This window comes from Segatella copri, assembly GCF_949820605.1.
Classification (GTDB): Bacteria; Bacteroidota; Bacteroidia; order Bacteroidales; family Bacteroidaceae; genus Prevotella.
Window position 1 is genome coordinate 1199894 of record NZ_CATKVU010000006.1, and the last position, 24083, is coordinate 1223976.

General features: G+C 47.0%; 18 protein-coding genes and 1 tRNA gene. 13 read left to right on the top strand and 6 right to left on the bottom strand.

The window, feature by feature from the left end; genetic code table 11:
• Positions 1–21: 21 nt before the first annotated feature.
• From RCO84_RS06090 to RCO84_RS06100, 3 genes are all read left to right on the top strand, one after another.
• Complete coding sequence (locus RCO84_RS06090) at positions 22–3420, top strand: polysaccharide deacetylase family protein (protein WP_317584351.1); 3399 nt, start codon at positions 22–24, stop codon at positions 3418–3420.
• A 394-nt stretch (positions 3421–3814) separates the two neighbouring features.
• On the top strand, positions 3815–4024 hold the full coding sequence (locus tag RCO84_RS06095; protein WP_264899592.1) for a hypothetical protein: 210 nt from the start codon (positions 3815–3817) through the stop codon (positions 4022–4024).
• Positions 4025–4097: 73 nt separating this feature from the next.
• A complete protein-coding gene (locus RCO84_RS06100; RefSeq protein WP_317584354.1) occupies positions 4098–4553 on the top strand; it encodes a ribonuclease H in 456 nt (151 codons plus the stop codon).
• A 208-nt stretch (positions 4554–4761) separates the two neighbouring features.
• On the opposite strand, the gene RCO84_RS06105 is transcribed toward RCO84_RS06100, so the two are convergent.
• Positions 4762–4836, bottom strand: a tRNA-Arg gene (locus RCO84_RS06105).
• A 241-nt stretch (positions 4837–5077) separates the two neighbouring features.
• Between RCO84_RS06105 and RCO84_RS06110 the strand changes: the two genes are divergently transcribed.
• From RCO84_RS06110 to RCO84_RS06130, 5 genes are all read left to right on the top strand, one after another.
• The gene (locus RCO84_RS06110; RefSeq protein WP_317584356.1) at positions 5078–8311 is read left to right on the top strand and encodes a S41 family peptidase; all 3234 of its coding nucleotides are present in this window, start codon (positions 5078–5080) and stop codon (positions 8309–8311) included.
• A gap of 247 nt (positions 8312–8558) precedes the next feature.
• The gene (gene ftsY, locus RCO84_RS06115) at positions 8559–9512 is read left to right on the top strand and encodes a signal recognition particle-docking protein FtsY (protein ID WP_144150902.1); all 954 of its coding nucleotides are present in this window, start codon (positions 8559–8561) and stop codon (positions 9510–9512) included.
• A gap of 3 nt (positions 9513–9515) precedes the next feature.
• Positions 9516–10817, top strand: a complete 1302-nt coding sequence (gene rimO / locus RCO84_RS06120) for a 30S ribosomal protein S12 methylthiotransferase RimO (RefSeq protein WP_144150798.1) — start codon at positions 9516–9518, stop codon at positions 10815–10817.
• 57 nt (positions 10818–10874) lie between these two features.
• On the top strand, positions 10875–11165 hold the full coding sequence (locus RCO84_RS06125; RefSeq protein WP_006846479.1) for an HU family DNA-binding protein: 291 nt from the start codon (positions 10875–10877) through the stop codon (positions 11163–11165).
• Positions 11162–12565 (top strand): HU family DNA-binding protein, encoded by a 1404-nt coding sequence (locus RCO84_RS06130; RefSeq protein ID WP_144150800.1) that lies wholly within the window; start codon positions 11162–11164, stop codon positions 12563–12565. The genes RCO84_RS06125 and RCO84_RS06130 overlap by 4 nt, the downstream gene beginning before the upstream one ends.
• 79 nt (positions 12566–12644) lie before the next feature.
• Here the strand turns inward: RCO84_RS06130 and RCO84_RS06135 are convergent, their stop codons facing one another.
• The 3 genes from RCO84_RS06135 to radA all read right to left on the bottom strand — a co-directional run bounded on the left by RCO84_RS06135 (position 12645) and on the right by radA (position 16028).
• Positions 12645–13769 (bottom strand): TlpA disulfide reductase family protein, encoded by a 1125-nt coding sequence (locus RCO84_RS06135; protein WP_317576685.1) that lies wholly within the window; start codon positions 13767–13769, stop codon positions 12645–12647.
• Between the two features lie 75 nt (positions 13770–13844).
• Positions 13845–14498, bottom strand: a complete 654-nt coding sequence (gene queC / locus RCO84_RS06140) for a 7-cyano-7-deazaguanine synthase QueC (RefSeq protein WP_264899869.1) — start codon at positions 14496–14498, stop codon at positions 13845–13847.
• A 45-nt stretch (positions 14499–14543) separates the two neighbouring features.
• Positions 14544–16028: a DNA repair protein RadA gene (gene radA / locus RCO84_RS06145; protein ID WP_287850889.1), complete on the bottom strand. Its 1485-nt coding sequence runs from the start codon at positions 16026–16028 to the stop codon at positions 14544–14546.
• 325 nt (positions 16029–16353) lie between these two features.
• On the opposite strand from radA, the gene RCO84_RS06150 reads away from it, so the two are divergent.
• The 5 genes from RCO84_RS06150 (at position 16354) to RCO84_RS06170 (ending at position 22503) form a co-directional block, all read left to right on the top strand.
• Positions 16354–17601, top strand: coding sequence for a phosphoglycerate kinase (locus tag RCO84_RS06150; RefSeq protein WP_144150806.1), 1248 nt, complete (start codon positions 16354–16356; stop codon positions 17599–17601).
• Between the two features lie 242 nt (positions 17602–17843).
• Complete coding sequence (locus RCO84_RS06155) at positions 17844–19538, top strand: putative transporter (protein ID WP_264899875.1); 1695 nt, start codon at positions 17844–17846, stop codon at positions 19536–19538.
• 222 nt (positions 19539–19760) lie between these two features.
• Positions 19761–20789, top strand: a complete 1029-nt coding sequence (locus RCO84_RS06160) for an OadG family protein (RefSeq protein ID WP_317584361.1) — start codon at positions 19761–19763, stop codon at positions 20787–20789.
• A gap of 5 nt (positions 20790–20794) precedes the next feature.
• A complete protein-coding gene (locus tag RCO84_RS06165; protein WP_287818967.1) occupies positions 20795–21262 on the top strand; it encodes a biotin/lipoyl-containing protein in 468 nt (155 codons plus the stop codon).
• Positions 21263–21354: 92 nt separating this feature from the next.
• The gene (locus RCO84_RS06170; protein WP_022121790.1) at positions 21355–22503 is read left to right on the top strand and encodes a sodium ion-translocating decarboxylase subunit beta; all 1149 of its coding nucleotides are present in this window, start codon (positions 21355–21357) and stop codon (positions 22501–22503) included.
• Positions 22504–22621: 118 nt separating this feature from the next.
• On the opposite strand, the gene RCO84_RS06175 is transcribed toward RCO84_RS06170, so the two are convergent.
• On the bottom strand, positions 22622–23425 hold the full coding sequence (locus tag RCO84_RS06175; protein WP_317584363.1) for a DUF4738 domain-containing protein: 804 nt from the start codon (positions 23423–23425) through the stop codon (positions 22622–22624).
• 45 nt (positions 23426–23470) lie between these two features.
• Positions 23471–24025 (bottom strand): dTDP-4-dehydrorhamnose 3,5-epimerase, encoded by a 555-nt coding sequence (gene rfbC / locus RCO84_RS06180; protein ID WP_317584365.1) that lies wholly within the window; start codon positions 24023–24025, stop codon positions 23471–23473.
• Positions 24026–24083 lie beyond the last annotated feature (58 nt).

The window sequence follows — 24083 nt, forward strand, 5'->3', positions numbered from 1 at the left end:
GTTTCAAAATATATTCAGGATATGGATAAGCAGATTTTTCAAACAGACTCACGTTCTCGCTGGAAAAAGTTCCAGTGGAGCATGAGAGTTATCGGGGCAATCATCGTATTGTTCATCATCGTATTTCTAACTTTATTCGCATTGGAAGGCAGTCCGAAGATTCCTTTCGTGCACGACTATCACAAGGTGATGACCGCAGAAAAGCCACTCATGCGCAACAATGAGACGGCAAAGGAATACAAGTCGTTCCGCCGCTTCTTCCATGAGAAGAAGATGCACAACAACTATGCCGAGGCCTCGATAAGAAAGACCCGTTTTACAGGAAAAAGGGACCAACTCACCGAGAAATATTTCAGAGAGTGGAACGATCCGCGCATGGGAATCCGAGCTGCATGGTATGTAAACTGGGACAAGCGATCACTGCTTTCACTGAAGCGCAACATCAGTCACATCAACCTGCTCATGGGCGAATGGCTGTTCATCAATCCGAAAACCGGAGTGCTCAATACTCAGGTAGATAAGAAAGCCCTTCGCCTGGCGCAGAAGGCAGGCGTGCCCGTAATGGCGATGCTTACCAACAACTATGGCGAAGACTTCAGAAGCGAAGCCATCGGCAGTATCATGAAGGATGCAGGCAGGAGAAAACTGTTTACGGAAAAACTTCTCAATGCCTGCCGTAAGTACAATTTTTGCGGAATCAACATCGACCTGGAAGACCTGCAGATAAACGACAACGCCCTGCTCACCACCTTTGTGAGCGAACTGTCGGCAGTCTTCCATAAGGAAGGACTCTATGTTACTCAGGATGTAGCTCCATTCAATGAAGACTACGACATGGAGCAGCTCGCCAAGTGCAACGACTATCTCTTCCTGATGGCGTACGACGAGCACAACTCAGCAAGCAAGCCGGGCGATGTATGCTCGCAGCAGTTTGTAGAACGTGCCACCGACTGGGCGGCACGCAATATTCCCAACGATAAACTCGTTCTGGGACTGGCAGCCTATGGCTACGACTGGTGCGAGGACAAACAGGGAGAAACCGTAACCTTCAACCAAGCCGTAGCCTCTGCTTTGAACGCTGGTGCTCCGATAGACTTCAACGAAGATTCATACAATCTGAACTTCTCATATATAGATGACAACAACAAGCTCCATCAGGTTTATCTCACTGATGCTGCCACCTCCTATAATATCATGCGCTTTGGGGCAGAATACCATCTTGCCGGATTCAGCGTGTGGCGACTGGGCACAGAAGATTCCCGTATATGGAACTTCTACGGCAAGGACATGAGTTACGAAAACACATCCAACTGGAACCTGCAGAAACTGCTCCAGATAAGAAGTCTGGACGATGTGAATTTCGTGGGCAACGGAGAGGTGCTGCAGGTGGAGTCGGAACCGCAGCCGGGCTATATATCCATCGTGAAAGACAAGGATGACGGACTTGTTGCCAATGAAATATACCGCAAACTGCCATCCAATTATACTGTAACAAAAATCGGTCGCTGCCACGCCAAAGACCTCGTTATCACCTTCGATGATGGTCCCGACAGCAAATGGACTCCCCAGGTGCTCAGTATTCTGAAGGAACACCACGTACCTGCAGCATTCTTCATGGTAGGTCTGCAGATGGAGAAGAACCTGCCCCTTGTGAGGAAGGTGTATGAAGCCGGGCACACCATCGGCAACCACACCTTTACCCATCACAACGTGATAGAGAACTCCGACGACCGCACCTATGCAGAGCTGAAGCTCACGCGAATGCTGATAGAGAGCATAACCGGGCATAGCACCATTCTGTTTCGTGCCCCATACAACGCCGACAGCGACCCAACCCAGCATGAGGAAATAGAGCCGATGATTCTTGCTTCACGCCGCAACTACCTGATGGTTGGCGAAAGCATCGACCCTAACGATTGGAAGCCGGGCGTAACAGCCGACCAGATTTACCAGCGTGTTACCGATGGCGTACACCATGAAGACGGTCACATCATCCTGCTCCACGATGCTGGCGGTGTCACCCGCAAGGCAACCATACAGGCCCTGCCGCGCATCATCACCACCCTGCAGAAAGAAGGCTATCGCTTCATCTCGCTGGAGGAATATCTGGGGATGAAACGCGAGACGCTGATGCCTACGATACAGAAAGGAAAGGCTTACTATGCAATGCAGATGAACCTCACACTGGCAGAATTCATCTACCATCTGAGCGATTTCATCACCGCACTCTTCCTCGTATTCCTCGTCCTCGGATTTATGCGACTCATATTCATGTATGGTCTTGTCATCAAGGAAAAACGAATAGAACGCAGACGCAATTATGATAATCTCGGCAAGGAGAACATGCCTAAGGTTTCCATTATTGTACCAGCCTATAACGAGGAGGTAAACGTAGTAAACACGATTTACAATCTGATTGAGCAAGATTACCCGTTGTTCGATATCGTAGCCGTGGACGATGGAAGCAAAGACCATACTCTTGCAAGACTAAAAGAGAAATTCGGCAATCATCCGAAGGTGGCAATCTTCACCAAGCCTAATGGAGGCAAGGCGGCAGCCCTGAACTTCGGATTGAGCCACACAGATGCCGACTTCGTAGTATGTATAGATGCTGATACGCAACTGCGCCATGATGCCCTGAGCAAGCTGATGAGACACTTTGCTGCCGACAAGGAGAAACGTGTGGGAGCCGTTGCCGGCAACGTGAAGGTGGGCAACTGCCGCAACATGCTCACCAACTGGCAGGCAATAGAGTATATCACCTCTCAGAACTTCGACAGAATGGCCTACTCTGCCATCAACGCCATCACCGTGGTGCCTGGTGCCATCGGAGCGTTCCGCAAGGAAGCCATGGAGAAAGCCGGATATTTCACAACCGACACTCTTGCTGAAGACTGCGACCTGACGATGCGCATCATCGAGGCAGGCTATGTTATCGAGAACGAAAACCATGCTGTAGCGATGACCGAAGCACCCGAAAATATCAGACAGTTTGTAAAGCAGCGCACCCGCTGGTGTTTCGGTGTGATGCAGACTTTCTGGAAACATCGTCGCAACCTCTTCCGCAGCCGTTATAAAGGATTCGGCTTGTGGGCTTTGCCAAATATGCTCGTGTTCCAGTACATCATCCCTACGTTCTCGCCGATAGCCGACGTTCTGATGCTGGCAGGACTGTTCTCGGGCAATGCCTGGCAGATATTTATCTACTATCTGATTTTCCTGATTGTAGATGCAAGCGTATCCATCATGGCCTTCATCGTGGAAAGGGAATCGTTGTGGACGTTGTTATGGATTATACCGCAGCGCTTCTTCTATCGCTGGATCATGTACTATGTGATTTTCAAGAGTTATTTCAAGGCCATCAAGGGAGAACTGCAGCAGTGGGGCGTACTGAAGAGAACGGGAAATGTAAAAATATGAAACAGCCAAAAATCACTCTTACAGGGATCCTAGCCATGCTTTCGACCAGAGCATCGCACGTTCCCTTTCACGCACGGCTGTAGTTCGCATCACATTTACTGAGCCACCAACCGGCAAGCGCTAGCAGTATGATAAGGAGGGCGTGGAGATGAAATATGGCAGATTGGGATAAATTCGGCAATCGACGGATGATTCCAACAGGGGAAAGTATTGTCTTTTTGAGCAAGGACGGAAGTGTCTTCACAAAGATGAAATCTCCATTTTCCAAGGCTCCTTTAGAACAATCTCATCCGGAGGATATTATCCACGAGCATCTGATACACAACATGTTATTTCCTGGTACCAGTACAGGTTCATCGGAATTTCAGAAGATATCAAAGGAATCAGAATCGTCTTGCAGCAAAAGAACATATCATCTATGTTTAGAGTTCCTACCCCCAAAATGATAGACGACTATCTCCGAAATGAATTGGGATTAACTAAGGAAGGCAAGTATTTCTATGGTAATGAATATTTGGCAATAACGGATATTTCGAATCTTAGTGACAATGTTCTTTGCGACGAAATGGAAAGTTATTTTTCATTGATCCCATCATCAGATTGAAAAGACCTGCTCAAGAAGTATGGGATTATCTCTATAATTCGAGATGTATATAGAGATTGGATGATAAATAATTATGACACAAGATACATATACATATTACGTTTGGATAGGTGGCTCATGTGATTATGGCCATAAAGAGCGAGCTGGTGGTGCTGCTGTTGTGATTGAGCATAACGGCAACATCATCAGCTGTGATGTAATCAGCGACCTACACACCACTGAGTTCCGCATGATGCTAACCCTTATGGTGAAGGTTATGCAGGAAATACCGGAAAGTTCCGACATTCTCTTCCTGACCAATGCCGCCTATATTCAGAACTTTGACAAGGCTCCAACGGCTAAATCAGCAAATCCGGACTTGATTGTCCAATGCATCAAGGAAAAGAAAAGGCACAACTCAGTTGGAGTCAAAATCGTGCAATATCACAAGAGTCCACTGCTGATAGAGACCCACGATAGGGCTACAGAAGCAATGGCTAAGACAAGGAAGGAGTTTCATCAGAAAAACAAATTGATAACACATTTGTAACACACATGGATGATTTCTCAACACGTCAAATTCATAACATATTGATTAACAGCTATTTACAAAAAGAGTACATAAAAGAGGAATAAGTGATAAAATATATTTAAAAACAAAATAGAACAACAGAGGTAAGTGCCTATAAATAAGCAACTTACTACCATTGTTCTCCCATGCTAATTTTGTACAAATAAGTTTCATTTTGCTTTTATAGTGATTCCGTTGGGGTTCGAACCCAAGACCCACAGCTTAGAAGGCTGTTGCTCTAATCCAACTGAGCTACGGAACCAACACTTTTCAAATCGCAAACCAGCTAACCAATAACGCAATCAGCCACTTTTCTTATTTGCGGCTGCAAAGGTACATATATTTTTTGAATACACCAAACTTTTTCTCACTTTTTTCTTTTTTTATGCTTAAATATCACAAAAAATAACTACCTTTGCATCCGTTAGGAGCAAGAAACAGCATTCTGACCCCGAAAGAGAAGAGATTTTTATAACGCATATTCAAACATAAAACATACGCAAATGAAAAAGTTAATCTTTTCAGCAGCCCTGCTCTCAGCAGCACTCTCTGCCAGCGCAGAAGAACATCCGCTCTGGATGCGCTACCCAGCCATCTCGCCCGATGGCACTGCCATTGCCTTCGCTTATAAAGGCGACCTCTACAGTGTTTCTGTCAACGGCGGTGAAGCACGACAGCTCACAACTCATGCAGCCTTCGATTCGCACCCTGTATGGAGCCCTGACAGCAAGAAAATTGCCTTCCAGTCTAACCGCGAAGGAAGTCTCGACATCTTCGTAATCGATGCAAAAGGCGGTGCTCCTACCCGACTCACCACTAATAGCGGCAGCGAAACACCTATCGCCTTTGCAGACAACGACCATGTGCTCTACTCAGCCAGTCTGCAGCCTACAGCCCAGAGCATCATCTTCGGCGACAACACATTTCCACAAGTATATAAGGTAAGCACCAAGGGCGGAAGACCGGAACTCTTCTCTACCCTCACCATGGAGGATATCAGCATCGCCAAGAACGGCGACATTCTCTACCACGACAAAAAGGGATACGAAGACCCTTGGCGCAAACACCAGAAATCACCTATCGCACGCGACATCTGGCTGAAGAGCAACGGTAAGTTTGCCAAGCAGACTACCTTTGCCGGCGAAGACCGCTCGCCAGTATGGACATCAGACGAGAAATCATTCTTCTATCTGAGCGAGCAGGACGGCACATTCAATATCTACCGCCGCAGCCTCAACAGTTCAAGCGACAAGCAGATTACCCACCACAAAGGCAATCCGGTAAGATTCCTCACTGCATCCAGCGCCGACCTGCTCTGCTACGGATATGATGGCGAAATCTACACCGTGAAAGAAGGTGGAGAGCCTCAGAAGGTGAACATCTCCATTACAACAGATAATGACACTCCAAGCCTCGTACGTCAGATTAAAAGCTGGGGAGCTACAGAGATTTCCGTTTCGCCAGACGCCAAGGAAGTGGCTTTCGTGATGCATGGCGACGTATACGTAACTTCAGTAGAATACACCACTACCAAGCGCATTACCGACACACCGCAGCAGGAGCGCAACCTGAGTTTCTCGCCAGACGGCAGAGCCCTGGTCTATGCAGCCGAGCGCAACGGCGTATGGCAGATTTACCAGTCTAAGATCAAGAACGAGAAAGAGAAGAACTTCACCTACGCTACCGACATCGAGGAAGAGCAGCTGGTGAAAACAGGCATTACATCGCAGTATCCCCAATACTCTCCTGACGGCATGGAAGTGGCTTTCTTCGAAGACCGCGCTGCACTCCGCATCGTCAATCTGAAATCGAAGGAAATCCGCACCGTGCTCGACGGCAAATACGTCTACTCTTACAGCGATGGAGACATCGCTTTCGAATGGTCGCCAGACAGCAAATGGCTCCTTTCAACCTATATCGGCAACGGCGGCTGGAACAACCAGGATATTGCGCTGGTAAAGGCTGACGGCAAAGAGGTTCACAACCTGACCAATTCCGGCTACAGCGACAGCAACGGCAAATGGGTGCTCGACGGCAAGGCAATGCTCTTCCAGAGCGACAGAGCCGGCTACCGCAGTCATGGAAGCTGGGGAGCTGAAGACGATGCCTACATCATGTTCTTCGACCTGGACGCCTACAACCGCTTCAACATGAGCAAGGAAGAAATAGAACTGGCTGACGCCAACAAGGACGAAAAGGAGAAGAAGGAAGACGAGAAGAAGGAAGAGGCTAAAAAGAAGGCTGACGAAAAGCAGAAAAAGACCGGAAAGATAGAGGTGGAAAAAGTGAAGCCACTGGAGCTGGACATCGAAAACTGCCGCGACAGAATCGTACGCCTCACCGCAAACTCTTCGCACATGGGCGATGCTGTGCTCTCTAAAGACGGCGACAAGCTCTACTACCAGGCAGCCTTCGAGGATGATTACGACCTCTGGCAGCACGACCTGAAGGATGGCTCTACCAAGCTCGTGATGAAGGGCGTAGGACAGGGCAACCTGCAGACCGACAAGGATGTGAAGAACCTCTTTATCTGCAACGGAAGCAGCATCAAGAAGGTGGATCTGAGCGGATTCAGCACCAAGGACATCAGCTTTGAGGCTAACTTCAACTATAAGCCAGCCGAGGAGCGCCAGTATCTCTTCGACCACATATGGCGACAGGTGAAAGACAAGTTCTACGACCCTAAGCTTCATGGTGTTGACTGGGAAGGTTACCGCAAAACCTATGAGAAGTTCCTGCCTTACATCAACAACAATTTCGACTTTCAGGAGATGTTGAGCGAAATGCTTGGCGAGCTGAACGCTTCGCATACAGGAGCCCGCTACTACGCAGGCAACAGTGCGCTTGCCACCGCCAACCTGGGAGTATTCTTCGACCCTCAGTACCAGGGCGACGGCCTGAAGATTCAGGAGATTATCAAGCGTGGTCCTTTCGATGTGAAGAATACGGGCGTTACAGCCGGCAGCATCATCGAGAGCATCGACGGCGAGGAGATTAAAGCCGGAATGGACTACTTCCCATTGCTCGACGGAAAGGTTGGCAAGAATGTACGCCTCGGCATCAGAAACGCCAAGGGCAAGAAGATGGAGGTTACAGTGAAGGCTATCTCTCAGGGCAAACTCAACAACCTGCTCTACAAGCGATGGGTAGACCGCAACCGCGCTTTCGTTGACAGCATTTCGGGCGGACGCATCGCTTATGTTCACGTTAAGGCGATGGATTCGGAGAGTTTCCGCACCGTTTACAGCGAACTGCTGAGCGACAAGAATCGAAACAGAGACGCTGTAATCGTAGACGAGCGCCATAATGGTGGCGGCTGGTTACACGATGATCTATGCACCCTGCTCAACGGCAAGCAGTATCAGGAGTTTGTGCCTCACGGTAAGGTAGTTGGCCGCGATCCGTTCAACAAATGGGTGAAGCCATCTTGCGTTATGATCTGCGAGAACGATTACAGCAACGGCCACGGTTTCCCATGGGTTTACAAGGAACTCGGAATCGGCAAGCTGATCGGTGCTCCTGTAGCAGGAACCATGACAGCCGTATGGTGGGAAACGCTGATGGACAACACGCTGGTATTCGGTATTCCTCAGGTAGGCTGCCGCGACATGCGTGGCGTGTTCGGCGAGAACACCCAGCTGAACCCAGACATCGAGGTTTACAACAGTCCGGAAGATTTCATCAATGGCCATGATACCCAGCTCGAAAGAGCTGTAAAGGAAATGATGAAGAAATAAACAGAACGCCCTGCAAGGGTCCAAAAGCAGAACCGCTTTTGTCCTTTGCAGGGCGAATTGTTTTTGTATCTGACAACATTATTTATTAAACCTTATTAACCCCCACAATATCGGCGAAAACCCTTCTGTCATGACATAAAAACCCTCTAAATCTTTACTTTTTTTCTTGAAAAGGACGAAAAAGCAAGTGAAAAAGCCATAAAATAAAAAAAAATGAGTATCTTTGCAGAAGATAAAAAACAAGATTATGGGATTATTCGGATTATTCAGCAACAAAAAGAAGGAAACTCTCGATAAGGGACTTGAAAAAACCAAGGAGAGTGTGTTTGGCAAACTGGCGCGCGCCGTTGCCGGAAAGTCTACCGTCGACGATGATGTGCTCGACGATCTCGAAGAGGTACTCATCACCTCAGATGTAGGTGTAGAAACCACTGTCAAGATTATCCGCCGCATCGAAGAACGTGTGGCCCGCGATAAATATGTTTCAACCAACGAGCTCAACCGCATTCTGCGCGAGGAAATCGCCATTCTCCTCTCCGAGAATCACAGCGATGACCTGGCAGACTGGGATCTCCCTGCCGACCATAAGCCTTACGTTATCCTCGTAGTAGGCGTAAACGGCGTGGGCAAGACAACCACCATCGGCAAGCTGGCTTACCAGTTTAAGAAGGCTGGCAAGAAGGTTATGCTGGGAGCTGCCGACACCTTCCGTGCCGCTGCCGTAGAGCAGATTTGCATCTGGGGCGAGCGCGTGGGTGTGCCTGTAGTGAAACAGCAGATGGGAAGCGACCCGGCAAGCGTGGCGTTCGACACCCTGCAGAGCGCCAAGGCAAACGGCGCCGACGTGGTGCTCATCGATACGGCAGGCCGACTGCACAACAAGGTGAACCTGATGAATGAGCTCAAGAAAATAAAGGAAGTGATGAAGAAGGTAATGCCTGAAGCACCAGACGAGGTAATGCTCGTGCTCGACGGAAGTACCGGACAGAATGCATTCGAGCAGGCTAAGCAGTTCTCTGCCGTTACCAACATCTCCTCGCTCGCCATCACCAAGCTCGACGGAACCGCTAAGGGCGGCGTTGTCATCGGCATCAGCGACCAGCTCAAGGTGCCTGTAAAATACATCGGACTGGGCGAAGGTATGGAAGATCTGCAGCTCTTCAACAAGACTGAATTCGTAGACTCGCTCTTTAAAAATTAGAAAATGAAGAAAAATCAGATAGATATTATTACCCTGGGCTGCTCGAAGAATCTCGTAGACAGCGAGTTGCTGATGAAGCAGTTTGAGGCAAACGGCTACCATTGCGTTCACGATTCCAAGCGCCCTCAGGGCGAGATAGCCGTCATCAATACGTGCGGATTCATCGAGGATGCAAAGCAGGAAAGCATCGACACCATCCTGGAGTTTATCCAGGCTAAGGAAGAAGGCCGACTCAGAAAACTCTACGTAATGGGCTGCCTCTCGCAGCGCTATCAGAAGGAACTGGAAGAAGAAATGCCCGAAGTGGATAAGTTCTACGGCAAATTCAACTACAAGCAGCTTCTGCAGGAACTCGGCAAGGCGGAAGTTTCATCCTGCAACGGCCAGCGTCATCTCACCACTCCGCGCCATTATGCCTACATCAAGATAGCTGAGGGCTGCAACCGCCACTGTGCCTACTGCGCCATTCCTATCATCACCGGCAAGCACGTTTCCCGTCCTAAGGAAGAGATTCTGCAGGAGGTGCGCGAACTGGTGGCAGAAGGCGTGAAGGAGTTTCAGATTATCGCTCAGGAACTCACCTACTACGGTGTAGATATTGACGGCAAGCATCATATTACCGAACTCATCAGCGAGATGGCTGATATTCCGGGCGTGAAATGGATTCGCCTGCATTATGCTTATCCAAATCAGTTCCCTATGGATCTTCTGGACGTGATGCGCGAGAAGCCAAACGTATGCAAATATCTCGACATTGCCCTCCAGCACATCAGCGACCACATGCTCACCAGCATGCATCGCCACGTAACGAAGCAGGAAACCATCAATCTGCTGAAGGTCATCCGCGAACGCGTGCCAGGCATTCACATTCGCACTACGCTGATGGTTGGTTTCCCAGGTGAGACAGATGAGGATTTCCACGAGCTCCTTGACTTCGTACGCGAACAGAGATTTGAGCGCATGGGCGCCTTTTCCTACTCTGAGGAAGAAGGAACCTACAGTGCCACCCACTACGAAGACAATGTGCCTGCCGAAGTAAAACAGCGCCGACTGGACGAACTGATGATTCTGCAGCAAGACATCAGCTCTGAGGTTGAGGCTGATAAGGTGGGCAAAACCATGACCGTTATCATCGACCGCAAGGAAGGCGATTACTACATCGGACGAACAGAGTTCTGTTCTCCTGAAGTAGACCCAGAGGTTCTGATCCGTGCCGATGAGAAGCGTCTGCGCGTGGGTAGTTTCTATCAGGTAGAAATTACTGCAAGCGAGGAATTTGACCTCTATGGCAAGGTGGTGAAATAATCATTCTCTCCCCCATAGCCTGGAGTTTTAGAAATTTTGACTACATATTAAATAAATATGAACAATAAGGAATACATCGCTGAACTGGCTCAGCAAACCGGCTATTCGCAGGAAGACACCCAGAAGTTGGTGCGCAAGGCGATAGACGCTATGATTGCCGAGTTTGAGGATGGAGAAGCTGTCTCTATCCCCAATTTTGGCACCTTCGAAGTGAAGAAGCGCATGGAGCGAGTGGTGGTTAATCCTACTACCAAGAAGCGCCAGCTGGTGCCGCCTAAGTTGGTGTTGGGTTTCCGACCGGTTGCCTCGGTCAAGGAAAAACTAAAGAATGGAGGGGATGAGCAATGAGCAAATTCAGTTTAAATACACTCGGAACACTGCTGGCTGATAAGAGCGGGCTGAGCCAGGTGGAAGCAGAACTCTTCATCCGGAAGATGTTTGATGTGTGCAACCAGGGACTCGATGCCGACAAGCAGGTGAAGATAAAATGGCTGGGCACCTTTAAGGTACAGGCCACGAGAGACCGTGAAAGCATCAATGTGAACACGGGCGAACGCTTCACCATTGAAGGCAGAGACAAACTCACCTTCACGCCTGACAACATCCTGAAAGAAATCGTGAACAAGCCATTCGCCCAATTTGAAACGGTGGTGGTAAATGACGGCGTAGATTTCGATGAAATAGATGAGAAGTTTGGAGAAGAACAGACAGACGAAGCTCCTGCACAAGTAATCGATTTTCTGGACGAAGAAAAAACTGCAACTCCAAATCCGGAGGTTGTCGTAATCGGATCTGAAAAGGAAAAAGAAGCCGAAGACGAACTGGCAAAGCAAATTGCTATAGAACAAGCTAAACTGGAAAAATTAAAACAAGCCCAACTGGAGCAGGAAAGAATACAGAAAGAAAAGCTTGAAAAAGAAAAGCAAGAGCAGGAAAGGCTGGAACAGGAAAGGCTGGAGCAGGAAAGACTGGAGCAAGAAAGGCTGGAGCAAGAAAGACTGGAGCAAGAGAAACTTGAATTAGCCCAGCAACAGCAAGCCCTGAAAGCAGTTGTTGAACCTGCAGTACCTGCATCAGATGAATCTGAAGAAGAAGAGGAGGAAGAAGTATCTTCCAATTCTCATCATATTGTTATTCCTCGCTATCTGGTCGTTGCAGTCTGTCTCATCGTAGTAGCTTTGATTGGCGGAATGGGATGGTTTGCCTTCAACTATGGTCAGATGACTGCCCAGCGTGATCATCTAGCCATGCAGCTAAACCAGTATCACCAGGCTCCAGCCAAGAAAGTCCCAGCCAAACCAGCTGCCGCCCCACTCTCTCAGAAACAGAAACTCCGCCAGAAAGCGATGGAAGACAGCATCCGTATGGCTAAAACTGCAGAAGCAGTAAAACTGGCTGAAAATTCGGATGAGGAAAGTGCTAGCGCTGAAAAAGCTAAGCAGACTGAAGTAAAAGCTAAGGCTGAAGCGAAAGAAAAGGCTAAAGATAAAGCCGAAGAAAAGGCTACTTCGAAAATAGCATCATCCCAGTATGATAAGGATGCTCGCGTACGCACGGGAGCTTACCGAATCACAGGAGTTGCCCAGACCGTTACGGTTGGCGCCGGTCAGACCCTCGAACAGATCAGCACCCGCTATTTAGGTTCCGGAATGGAATGCTACGTAGAAGCCCTGAATGGTACAAGCACCGTAAAGGCCGGACAGAAAATCAAGATTCCGAAACTGGAATTGAAGAAGAAAAAGAAATAAAATACTGAACAAACAAAAAATCGCCCTGTAAGAGCAAATGTAATTTTGCACTTACAGGGCGACATTGTTTTATGTAACATTACTTGCCCAACACTTCATCAAGCAAAGTATAGAAAGCAGGATCCTCACCAACGATGGTCTTGATTATCTTACCGTTAGCATCAATCACAATTTTTGTAGGGAAACCCTGAACAGCGTAATCGCTGAGAACCTTACTGTCCTTCGGATTGTAAACATGAATCCATGGCAACTGGTGCTTCTCAACAGCAGCCTTCCACTTAGCCTCTGTATCATTACAATCTACACCAAGAATTTCAAACTTACCCTTGTACTTCTCGTAATACTCCTTCATCTTAGGCATTCCCTTGATGCACCATCCGCACCATGAACCCCAGAAGTCGAGAACTACAATCTTACCACGAAGGCTGGAAAGTTTGAAATCATTTCCTTTAATATCCTTCAGCGTGAAGTCAGGAGCCTCAACACCGGCAGCCTGCACCTTCTTAGCCTTCTCCTCAGCCTCAGCACGCTTCTTAGCCATATCAATCATTGGCTGGTAGAAAGCCTTCATTCTGCCGTTCTTCACATTCTCAGAGAGCAAGCTCTGCAGTTTCTCCATCTTGCTGACATCATCAAACTGCTCGAAAATAGTAGCACAAGCCTCATAATCAGGATGTTGTTTTACGAAATCGAAAATCTTATCGTCCTTTGCCTTTTGCAGGGCAGGAGCCTTCTGCTCATACTCTGTCATGATGGTCTGCTGGGGCTCACCATTCTTGATTCTCTGGTTCAGGGAAGCTTCGTAATCTCTCAACTCCTTATTAGCATTCTCCAGCAGAACATCTACTTCATGATACTGCTGATAGAACTTAGAACCCGAAATATCAAAGCGGGTCTTTGCATCGCCCTTAACTTCAGCCTTCTCTCCAGGAACACAAGGCAGGTTGAACATAAATTGACCTGCACCACGATAAGCTTCAGGTGAAAGGAAAACGTATCCGGCAGCCTTATCAAGGTTTGCAGAATAGGTAAACTTGCCATTCTTCACCAAAACCGTATCCATCTTAACATTTCTGCCCTTGTAAACAAGTACAGAATCGGAATTGAAATTCTTCAAATCCACCTTCAACTGGAAGTTGCTCTTCTGAGCCATCGCAACAGTTGATGCAAGCATCAACGCCGCAGATAAAATCGCTGTTTTCATTTTTCTTTTATTATATTTATTCTGATTACACCTTATTATATCTAGGGACGAAGAACGTCTGATTCATCTTCATCCTTATTCTTCATACTCAGTAGTATCCTCAATACCCGCCTCGGCCAAAGCCTCCTTGCGCTCAACGCAGGTTCCGCATTTGCCACAATGCTTTTCACCGCCCTTATAGCAGCTCCAGGTTTCAGCATAGTCAATGCCCAACTTCTTACCTATCTCCGCAATCTGCCCTTTGGTAATATTCGTATAAGGAGCCACAACGCGCACATCAACGAACGTTCCTGCTTCAGCAGCCTCATCTATCGCCTTGATAAACTCCGGACGGCAGTCTGGATAAATCGTATGATCGCCACCATGGTTCGCGATGAAAACTTTCTTCAGATTATTACTCTCAGCAATGCCGATGGCAATGCTCAGCATGATTCCATTACGGAAAGGAACCACCGTACTCTTCATATTATCATCAGCATAATGACCCTCAGGAATTGCATCGGCACCTTCAAGAAGAGAACTCTTGAAATACTGATGCATGAAACCCAAATCTATCGTAATATGCTTGATTCCCAAACGCTCACAATGTATCTTGGCGAAAGGAATTTCACGCTCGTTATGATTACTTCCATAGTTAAAACTAATGCCGAGTGCAATCTCGTCTTTCTTATCGTAGAGCAGCGTGATGCTATCCATGCCGCCACTCACAATGATTACTGAATCCTTCATTTTACTTTGAATTTTGAACTTTGAACTGTATGATTACTTTTTACTTCACCCGAACAGGCAGCGGAATGCTTCTTCCACCTTCCTAACGGGATGAATTTCTATCTTATATTTCTTATGGTCGAAACCATGATTGTTGTATTTCGGGATGATGATGTGCTGGAATCCGAGTTTCTCGGCCTCAGCAATACGCTGCTCGATGCGACTCACCGGACGGACTTCACCGCTCAGACCTACCTCCCCACACATACACCAGCCCTGCTCTATCGCTGTATCCACATTGCTGCTCAATACCGCAGCCAGTACACTCAGATCCATCGCAGGGTCCGTCACTCGCAAGCCTCCCGCAATGTTCAGGAACACATCTTTCGCCATCAGCTTGAAGCCCACTCGTTTCTCTAGAACCGCCAGAAGCATGTTCAAACGGCGCTGGTCAAAACCCGTTGCCGAACGCTGCGGAGTTCCATAGGCAGCTGTTGAAACCAAAGCCTGCGTCTCTACCAGGAACGGACGGACTCCCTCGATGGCTGCGCTGATGGCAACACCCGAAAGCCCGTCATGATCTTCGGTAAGAAGCAACTCTGAAGGATTGCTCACCTGTCGGAGTCCGCCTTGCATCATCTCGTAGATTCCCAACTCAGAAGTACTTCCGAATCGGTTTTTGATGCTTCTCAAGATGCGGTACATATAATGCTGGTCGCCCTCAAACTGAATCACCGTATCTACGATGTGCTCCAGAATTTTTGGTCCGGCAAGCGTTCCCTCCTTATTAATATGTCCTATCAGAATAACCGGAATGCCACTCGTCTTGGCAAATCGGAGCAGGGAGGCTGCACACTCACGAACTTGGGAAACAGAACCCGGCGAACTGTCTACTTCTTCTGTAGCGATAGTTTGTATAGAATCTATAACTATCAGCTGTGGAGCCACTTCCTGGATATGACTGAAGATTTTCTCCAACTGCGTTTCGCAGAGAACCGTAATATGATCAAAGGCTCCTTCTGATGAAAGAGAAGCCGTTTTCTGTGTGTCAGCAGAAGAACCTTCTCTGAGCATCGCCTGTCCTTTAGCCAACCGGTCGGCACGGAGCTTGATTTGATGGGCACTCTCCTCTCCGCTCACATACAGGATGCGGCGGTCAGTCATGTTCAGAATAGTCTGCAAGGTGAGCGTACTCTTACCGATTCCCGGTTCACCGCCCAAGAGCGTAATGCTGCCAGGAACCATTCCGCCACCCAGCACACGGTTCAGCTCTTCGTCCCTCATATCGATGCGCGGTTCATCAATCGCAGAAATATCGCGAAGCTTCATCGGCGCAGCATCATGCTCGCTGTGCTGCCCACCAAACATCGTGGCAGCTCCACCATGACGCATGGTCATTCCGGCATTCTTCGCAGCCTGCGATCCGGAATCGGCAGCAATACGAATCTCCTTAAATGTATTCCATTGTCCGCAGCTAGGACATTTGCCCATCCATTTGGCACTTTCCTGTCCGCAATTGCTGCACACAAAAGCAATCTTATCTTTCGCCATTTTATCTCATTTATATGTAATAACGTTTTAACTGCGCACAAAGGTACTATTTATTATCGAGAAATCCAAAAAAAAAGTATTTTGTTAAGAATATATTTCATTTCTCTCCATTTTGTTTAACAAATCTAGCAGAAGAAAGCACAAAACACGAATTTTGCAAACCCGATATAGCAAACAGGCGATTTCATCTACTAAAAATCATAAAAACCGCTACTATATTTTGCTGATTCAAATATAATTTGTATCTTTGCCTTCGGTTTTTGAAACCAGCAGAAAGGTTTAGAACAATAAAATTAGTACATAAACTAAATAAAATTTAGGTAAAATGAAAATTGAAGATTTTAACTTTGCCGGTCACAAGGCAATCGTGCGCGTTGACTTCAACGTGCCATTGGATGAAAATGGTAATGTAACAGACGACACTCGTATCCGCGGTGCCCTTCCTACATTGAAGAAGGTACTTGCAGACGGCGGTGCGCTCATCATGATGAGCCACATGGGTAAGCCAAAGGGCAAGGTTAAACCAGAGCTTTCTCTCTCTCAGATTGTTAAGAACGTATCAGACGCTCTCGGTGTAGACGTTAAGTTCGCTAAGGACTGCGGTAACGCTGATGCTGAGGCAGCTGCCTTGAAGCCAGGTGAGGCTCTCTTGCTCGAGAACCTCCGCTTCTATCCTGAAGAGGAAGGCAAGCCAGTTGGCGTTGAGAAGGGTACTCCAGAATTCGATGCTGCTAAGGCTGAGATGAAGGAGCGTCAGAAGAAGTTCGCTGCTAAGTTGGCTTCTTACGCTGACGTATATGTAATGGACGCATTCGGTACAGCTCACCGCAAGCACGCTTCTACAGCTGTCATCGCTGATTCTTTCGACAAGGATCACAAGATGCTCGGCTTCTTGATGGAGAAGGAAGTTAAGGCTGTTGACGCAGTTCTCAGCAACATCAAGCGCCCATTCACAGCTATCATGGGTGGTTCTAAGGTTTCTACTAAGATCGGTATCATCGAGAACCTGTTGACTAAGGTTGACAACCTGATTCTCTGCGGTGGTATGACTTATACCTTCTCTAAGGCTCTCGGTGGAAAGATCGGTATGTCTATCTGCGAGGATGACAAGCTCGACGTTGCTCTCGACGTAATCAAGAAGGCTAAGGAGAACGGTGTAAACCTCGTACTCGGCACAGACTCTATCTGCGGTGATGACTTCAAGAACGACTGCAATACTCAGGTTTGCCCATCTAACAACATCCCTGACGGTTGGGAGGGTATGGACGCAGGTCCTGAGACTCGCAAGGCTTTCGCAGCTGCCATCAAGGGAGCTAAGACTATCCTCTGGAACGGTCCGGCAGGTGTATTCGAGTTCGACAACTTCGCTGGTGGTTCTAAGGCTATTGCTGACGCAATCGCTGAGGCTACTAAGGAAGGTGCATTCTCACTCATCGGTGGTGGTGACTCTGTAGCTTGCATCAACAAGTTCGGTTTGGCTGATCAGGTTTCTTACATCTCTACAGGTGGTGGTGCTCTCCTTGAGGCTATCGAGGGTAAGGTATTGCCAGGTGTAGCAGCTATCGAGAAGTAATCTCATGTTTAAAAGAAAGCCATTTGCAAAAAGAGCTTGATTTTTTACAAGAAAAAATAGGTTGGAGGGCATCCTATGTGATGTCCTCCAATTTTCAGTTTTAACTGAATCCCCTAATAATCTACAGATTCTCTCTATAAACAGAACTGTATCTTTCATTTAAAACAAGCAACAGAAAACATAAATTCTAAAATAATTTGGTAAACTACAGGAATATAATTTTCTGATTTTAAAACGAATACATGGATTGGATTGTTAATCTCTTCACCAATACCGAGTCGGTGGCTCACATCGCCCTACTCTACGCTATCGTGATAGCTATTGGTGTTTACCTCGGAAAGATAAAGATTGGCGGCATTTCGTTAGGTGTCACCTTCGTTCTCTTCGCAGGTATTTTGGCTGGCCACGTTGGCTTCACCGGTCCAAAGGAAATTCTCACATTCGTGCAAGACTTCGGCTTGATCCTCTTCGTCTTCATGATTGGTCTCCAGGTAGGACCTGGCTTCTTCGAGAGTTTCAAGAAAGGTGGTGTTACGCTCAACATGCTTTCGGCTAGCGCTATTTTACTCAACATCCTCGTGATGTTTGGTTGCTATTATCTCTTCTTTGATACGAGCAACCCTAACAACCTGCCTATGATGGTAGGTACACTCTATGGTGCAGTTACCAATACTCCGGGTCTTGGTGCTGCCAACGAGGCTTTGCTCAGCGTCTTCCCTAATGGTGCTCCAAGTATTGCCAATGGTTATGCTTGTGCTTATCCTCTTGGTGTGGTGGGCATTATTGGTGCTACTATCCTTATCAAGTACATCTGTAAGATTAATACTGCTGATGAGGAAGCACAGCTTAACGAAGAAGATGCTGCCAACCCACACGCTAAGGCCCATAACATGCACTTGCGCGTGGAAAATGCTTATATTACAGGCAGAACGCTGAGAGAAGTTTCTGAGTTCTTGAACCGTGACATTGTATGTTCACGACTGCTCCACAATGGCGAGGTGAGCATTCCTAACAGCAAGACTAAGTTTGAGGTTGGAGACGAATTGCTCGTTGTATGTGCAGAGGCTGATGCTGAAGCCATCAAGGCTTTTATCGGACCAGAGGTTGAAGCTGAATGGGACCGCGAGAAGGATGAAGTACAGCATTTTGTTTCTCGCCGTATTATCGTTACCCGTCCGGAAATGAACGGTAAGACCTTGGGTAAGATGCACTTCTCCAGCGTATACGGCGTTAACGTAACCCGTATTTCCCGTCAGGGAATGGACATCTTTGCAGGCAGAAACCACCACTTCCACGTAGGTGATAAGATTCTGGTTGTAGGTCCTGAAGAGAATGTGAACCGTGTGGCTGAAATCATGGGTAACTCTGTAAAGCGCCTCAATGCGCCTAACATTGCCACTATCTTCGTAGGCATTATGGTAGGTATTATCTTCGGTTCTCTCCCATTTGCCATTCCGGGAATGCCGGTGCCTTTGAAGTTGGGTATTGCCGGAGGTCCGCTTATCATCGCCATCCTCATCGGCCGTTTCGGCTATCGCATGAAACTGGTAACTTATACGACGACTTCAGCTAATATGATGCTGCGAGAAATAGGACTTGTACTCTTCCTGGCGAGTGTGGGAATCAAGGCTGGAGCCGGATTCTGGGACACAGTAGTACAGGGTGACGGTTTGAAATATGTGGGATGCGGTTTCCTCATCACCATTATTCCTATCCTCAGCATCGGTACGATTGCCCGCCTGAAGTTTAAGTTCAACTACTTCACCATCATGGGTATGCTCGCCGGTACTTACACAGACCCTCCTGCATTGGCTTATGCAAATGCTTCTTGCTCAAAGGAGGCTCCAGCTGTAGGATACTCTACGGTTTATCCATTGAGCATGTTCCTCCGTATCTTTACAGCCCAGATAGTGGTGCTGTTCTTCTGCGGAGCGTAAGGTTTACAAAAGTTAACAAAACTACTGAAAATAGTTATAAATTACAAAAGAGGTGCACAAAGATAAAAATTTGTGCACCTTTTTGTTGTCTTTTCAGAAATTCTTCGTACCTTTGAACACAAGAAACAAACCTAATGAATCTACTAGGAACAGCTATCGTTCCTATATGATGCAGATTTTTTCGAAATATGAAACAATAACCCTATAAACGTTAGTAAGCGTATGAAGAAATTGGGATTTCTGATAACCATGCTAGTCATCACGTCCTTGCCCGCTTGGAGTCAAGGAGCCAAAAGTATCCGTATTACGGAGGTGATGACCTACAACCGTACCAATCTTGTAGATGAGTACGGGCAGCACAAACCATGGGTGGAATTGAGCAATTCCTCCTTTACCACGTATAATGTGCGTGGTATGTTCCTAACCACCGACCGAAGGGTTCTCGACAAGAAAATGTCGCCTGAAGCTCGCCGACAGCTGATGTGTCCATTGCCTAACAATGAACCACGAACCACACTGGGAGGCAAGAAGAGCATCGTTATCTTCGACAGCAGTTCCTGGTACCAGGATGGCAGGAACGGACAACATTGGAAGGCAAAGAATTCTTCCAACTCGGGACCTTTTCATCTCAATCTTATTCTACAGGAAAAGATGCCCAACTGGATAGCACTCTATGACGGAAATGCCGTTGACCTGATAGACTCCGTAAGTGTGCCAGTGTTGGCTGCCGATGAGAGTTTTGAACTGAGTAAAGACTTCAAGACATGGGAGAAAGCCATTGCCGGATCAGTAACTCCAGGCTATCTGCCTCAAAACACAGGTTTGAGTAAAGCCCAGCAATTGAAGAAAAGCGACCCATACGGAATAGGAATCGCCGTACTTTCAATGGGAATCGTATTTGCCTGCCTTACTCTCCTCTTCATCGTGTTCTGGGTTTTCGGAGCCTACATGAAACATAAACAGCGCATCGCCCGTGCTACTGAGAAGCACGCCACCTTATTATATAAGACAGGAAAGAAGACCATCGAGGTTACTCAAGACCTCAGTCATAAGACTAACGTGATTCTAAAAGATGGTTTAGAAACCAAGGGTATTGATAAGGAGATTTACATGGCAGTCATCTCCCTTGCACTACAGGAATATCTGGAAGATGTTCACGATGTAGAATCAGGCATTATCACCATCAAGCCAAAACAGACCAGATGGAATGCTCCGAAATTCAACAACAACAATAACAACGTTAAAATATAGAAACTATGGCAAAGTACGAATATAAGGTTAAAGGCGTAGATTACGTCGTTGAAATACAGGATATTGAAGGCAATATCGCCAATGTAACCGTGAATGGAATTCCATTCGAAGTGGAAATGAAACAGCCGGTTAAGAGCAGTAAGCAGAAAGTTAAGTTAAGTGAAGAGCGAAGAGTGAAGAGTGAAGAATTCGACAGTTCTTCTTCTGCAACAAATGCAAGTTTCTCAACAACCAACAAACCAGCGGCAGCCGCTGCCTCTGGCAAGCCAGTGGTAGCCCCTCTGCCTGGTACTATCAACGAAATCAAGGTGAAAGTCGGTGACAAGGTGAACACAGGCGATACTGTTGTCGTTCTAGAAGCCATGAAGATGCAGAACAACATCGATGCAGAAACTTCAGGAACCATTACCAGCATCAACGTGAACAAGGGAGACGCAGTAATGGAAGGAGACACGCTTGTTACAATCGCGTAATAAACTGTTTAGACAAAAGCTAATGATTACTCTTCCAATCAAAAGACTAATCATAAAGTTCAATGTTCAACTTTCAAAGTTCAAAGTAAATTATGGATTTCATCATACAAAACTTCAATGAGTTTCTTACCTTTACGGGCTTTGCCAACGCCTCGGCAGGAAACCTCATCATGATTCTGGTGGGAGCACTCTTTATCTGGCTCGCCATCAAGAAAGATTTTGAGCCGCTGCTCCTGGTTCCTATCGGATTGGGAATCATTCTTGGAAACATCCCATTCCGTGCCGATGCAGGACTCGAAATCGGTTTATACGAAGACAACTCCGTTCTGAACATCTTCTACCAGGGAGTGAAACAGGGCTGGTACCCGCCACTCGTATTCCTGGGCATTGGAGCCATGACCGACTTCTCTGCGCTCATTTCCAACCCGAAGCTCATCCTGATTGGAGCCGCTGCCCAATTTGGAATCTTCGGCGCCTACATGATTGCACTGGCTCTGGGATTCGAACCTAACCAGGCAGCTGGCATTGCCATTATAGGAGGAGCAGACGGACCAACCGCCATCTTCCTGAGCAGCAAACTGAGTCCGAACCTCATGGGAGCCATTGCGGTTTGCGCCTACTCTTACATGGCACTGGTGCCTGTAATCCAGCCACCTTTGATGCGACTGCTTACAACCAAGAAAGAGCGCGTCATCAAGATGAAACCGGCACGTCAGGTTTCACAGACCGAAAAGATTCTCTTCCCTATCATCGGTCTGCTTCTCACCACCTTCATCGTTCCATCTGGTTTGCCATTATTAGGAATGCTGTTCTTCGGAAATCTTCTGAAAGAGAGTGGAAAGACAACCCGACTCGCCAAGACAGCAAGCAGCAGCTTGAATGATATTGTCGTTATCCTCCTCGGCCTGACCGTAGGCTGTTCTACCCAGGCTTCAGAGTTTCTGACATTAAACACCATCAAAATCTTTGCTCTCGGTGCTCTTGCTTTCATCATCGCATCGGCAAGCGGAATCTTATTCGTCAAGCTGATGAATCTCTTCTTGCCAAAAGGCAAGAAACTGAACCCACTTATTGGAAACGCCGGAGTGAGTGCCGTACCAATGAGTGCACGCATCTCAAACAACCTAGGTCTGGAATACGACCGCCACAACTTCCTTCTCATGCACGCCATGGGACCAAACGTTGCGGGAGTCATCGGTTCTGCCGTTGCAGCCGGAGCTTTGCTGGGATTCTTCAATTAAAAGTTGAGCCACCAAGCTATCCCTCCAGGATAAGCACATAAAAAAGAATCGCCCTGAAAGGACAAAAGCATCTTACATCCAATGCTTTCCCTTTCAGGGCGACTTTTTTATTTCTTTTTTAGCTCTTAACCCGCATTCTCATTTTTCCTTCAAAGGAAATGATAACCTCAACCTGATAACTCAAACTGCTGTCAGGCATTGCCAGAACAGCAAGATAATGAATGCCAGATTCATCTATCTTATTGAATACGATGTCGCTCAGTATAGACTGGTCCAGAAAAGAAGAAGGAACCTGCTTATCGAAATCCTTCTTATGAAAATCACGAGAGAACAGACAGTTGGCACCATGATAAACATGCAAGTTCACAATATTATCATAATAAACATTGTCTACCTCAACACCATCATCATTATAAGAACTCTTGTAGACCTTATAACTTGTTGGGTTAACCTGTACGTAGAGATGATATTTCCCATCGCCCCTTACAACAACCGTATCACGTTTAATCAGCGTATTCTGATTCAGCGCCACGGAAACATGGTTGTGGATGAACTGCTGCAAATAAGACTTATCTTCCGTCTTAACCAGCTTAACCACATCCCCATTCTGCACCTTAAACTGGAAAATATGCTCAGCCTGTTTTACGATCGGATATTTTGCCATATTAGCACCCTTCATTACAAGCGTATCGCCAGCAATGTAGAAGTAGACAGGCTGACTGGTTGAATCAGGATAATAAATCGTATCGCCTTTTACGCGGAACGCCACATCATCCTCATCGTCATCGTTCAGCCAAATGCCTTGCAACATCTTCTTAGCCGCAGTATCTTCCTTCACTTCCTGTTGCTTTTCGGCCTTATGCCCACAAGCAACAAGAGTCAAGATACAACTGAGCAGCCATAAATTAACTATCTTTTTCATGATGAGTTCTTTAAATAAATTAATCGGTAAAAGCTGATGCCAATTCTACTCGAAATAATCAGCCTCCTCGAAAGACTTTGCCTTGGTTCTGTCTTTTTCTGACGTAAGCACCTCAACTCCTTCAATAGGCCATTTTATTCCGATAGTAGGATCATCCCAATGAATACTGGTTTCGTAATCAGGAGCATAAACATTATCTACTTTATAAGTAAAGATGGCTTCGTCACTCAGTACCAGGAAACCATGGGCAAAACCGCGAGGAATGAAAAACTGACGTTTGTTCTCTCCACTCAGTTCAACCATTACATATTTACCGAAAGTCTTACTGCCCTTTCTCAAGTCAACAGCTACATCCAGCACGCGGCCTTTGATGACACGCACCAACTTAGCCTGCGAGAATTCACCTTTCTGATAATGCAAACCTCTGAGCACACCACGAGCCGACATCGATTCATTGTCTTGCACAAACTCCACATGCCCTCCAACGTGAGCATCAAAGTCAGCCTGCTTCCATGCTTCAAAGAAATAGCCGCGAGCATCATCAAATACCCGAGGTTCTATCAGCCAGACTCCTTCAATTTCTGTCTCTGTATATTTCATAGATTTATACCTTATTTATTTTAGGCACAAAGGTAATACTTTTTCCCGAAACGACAAA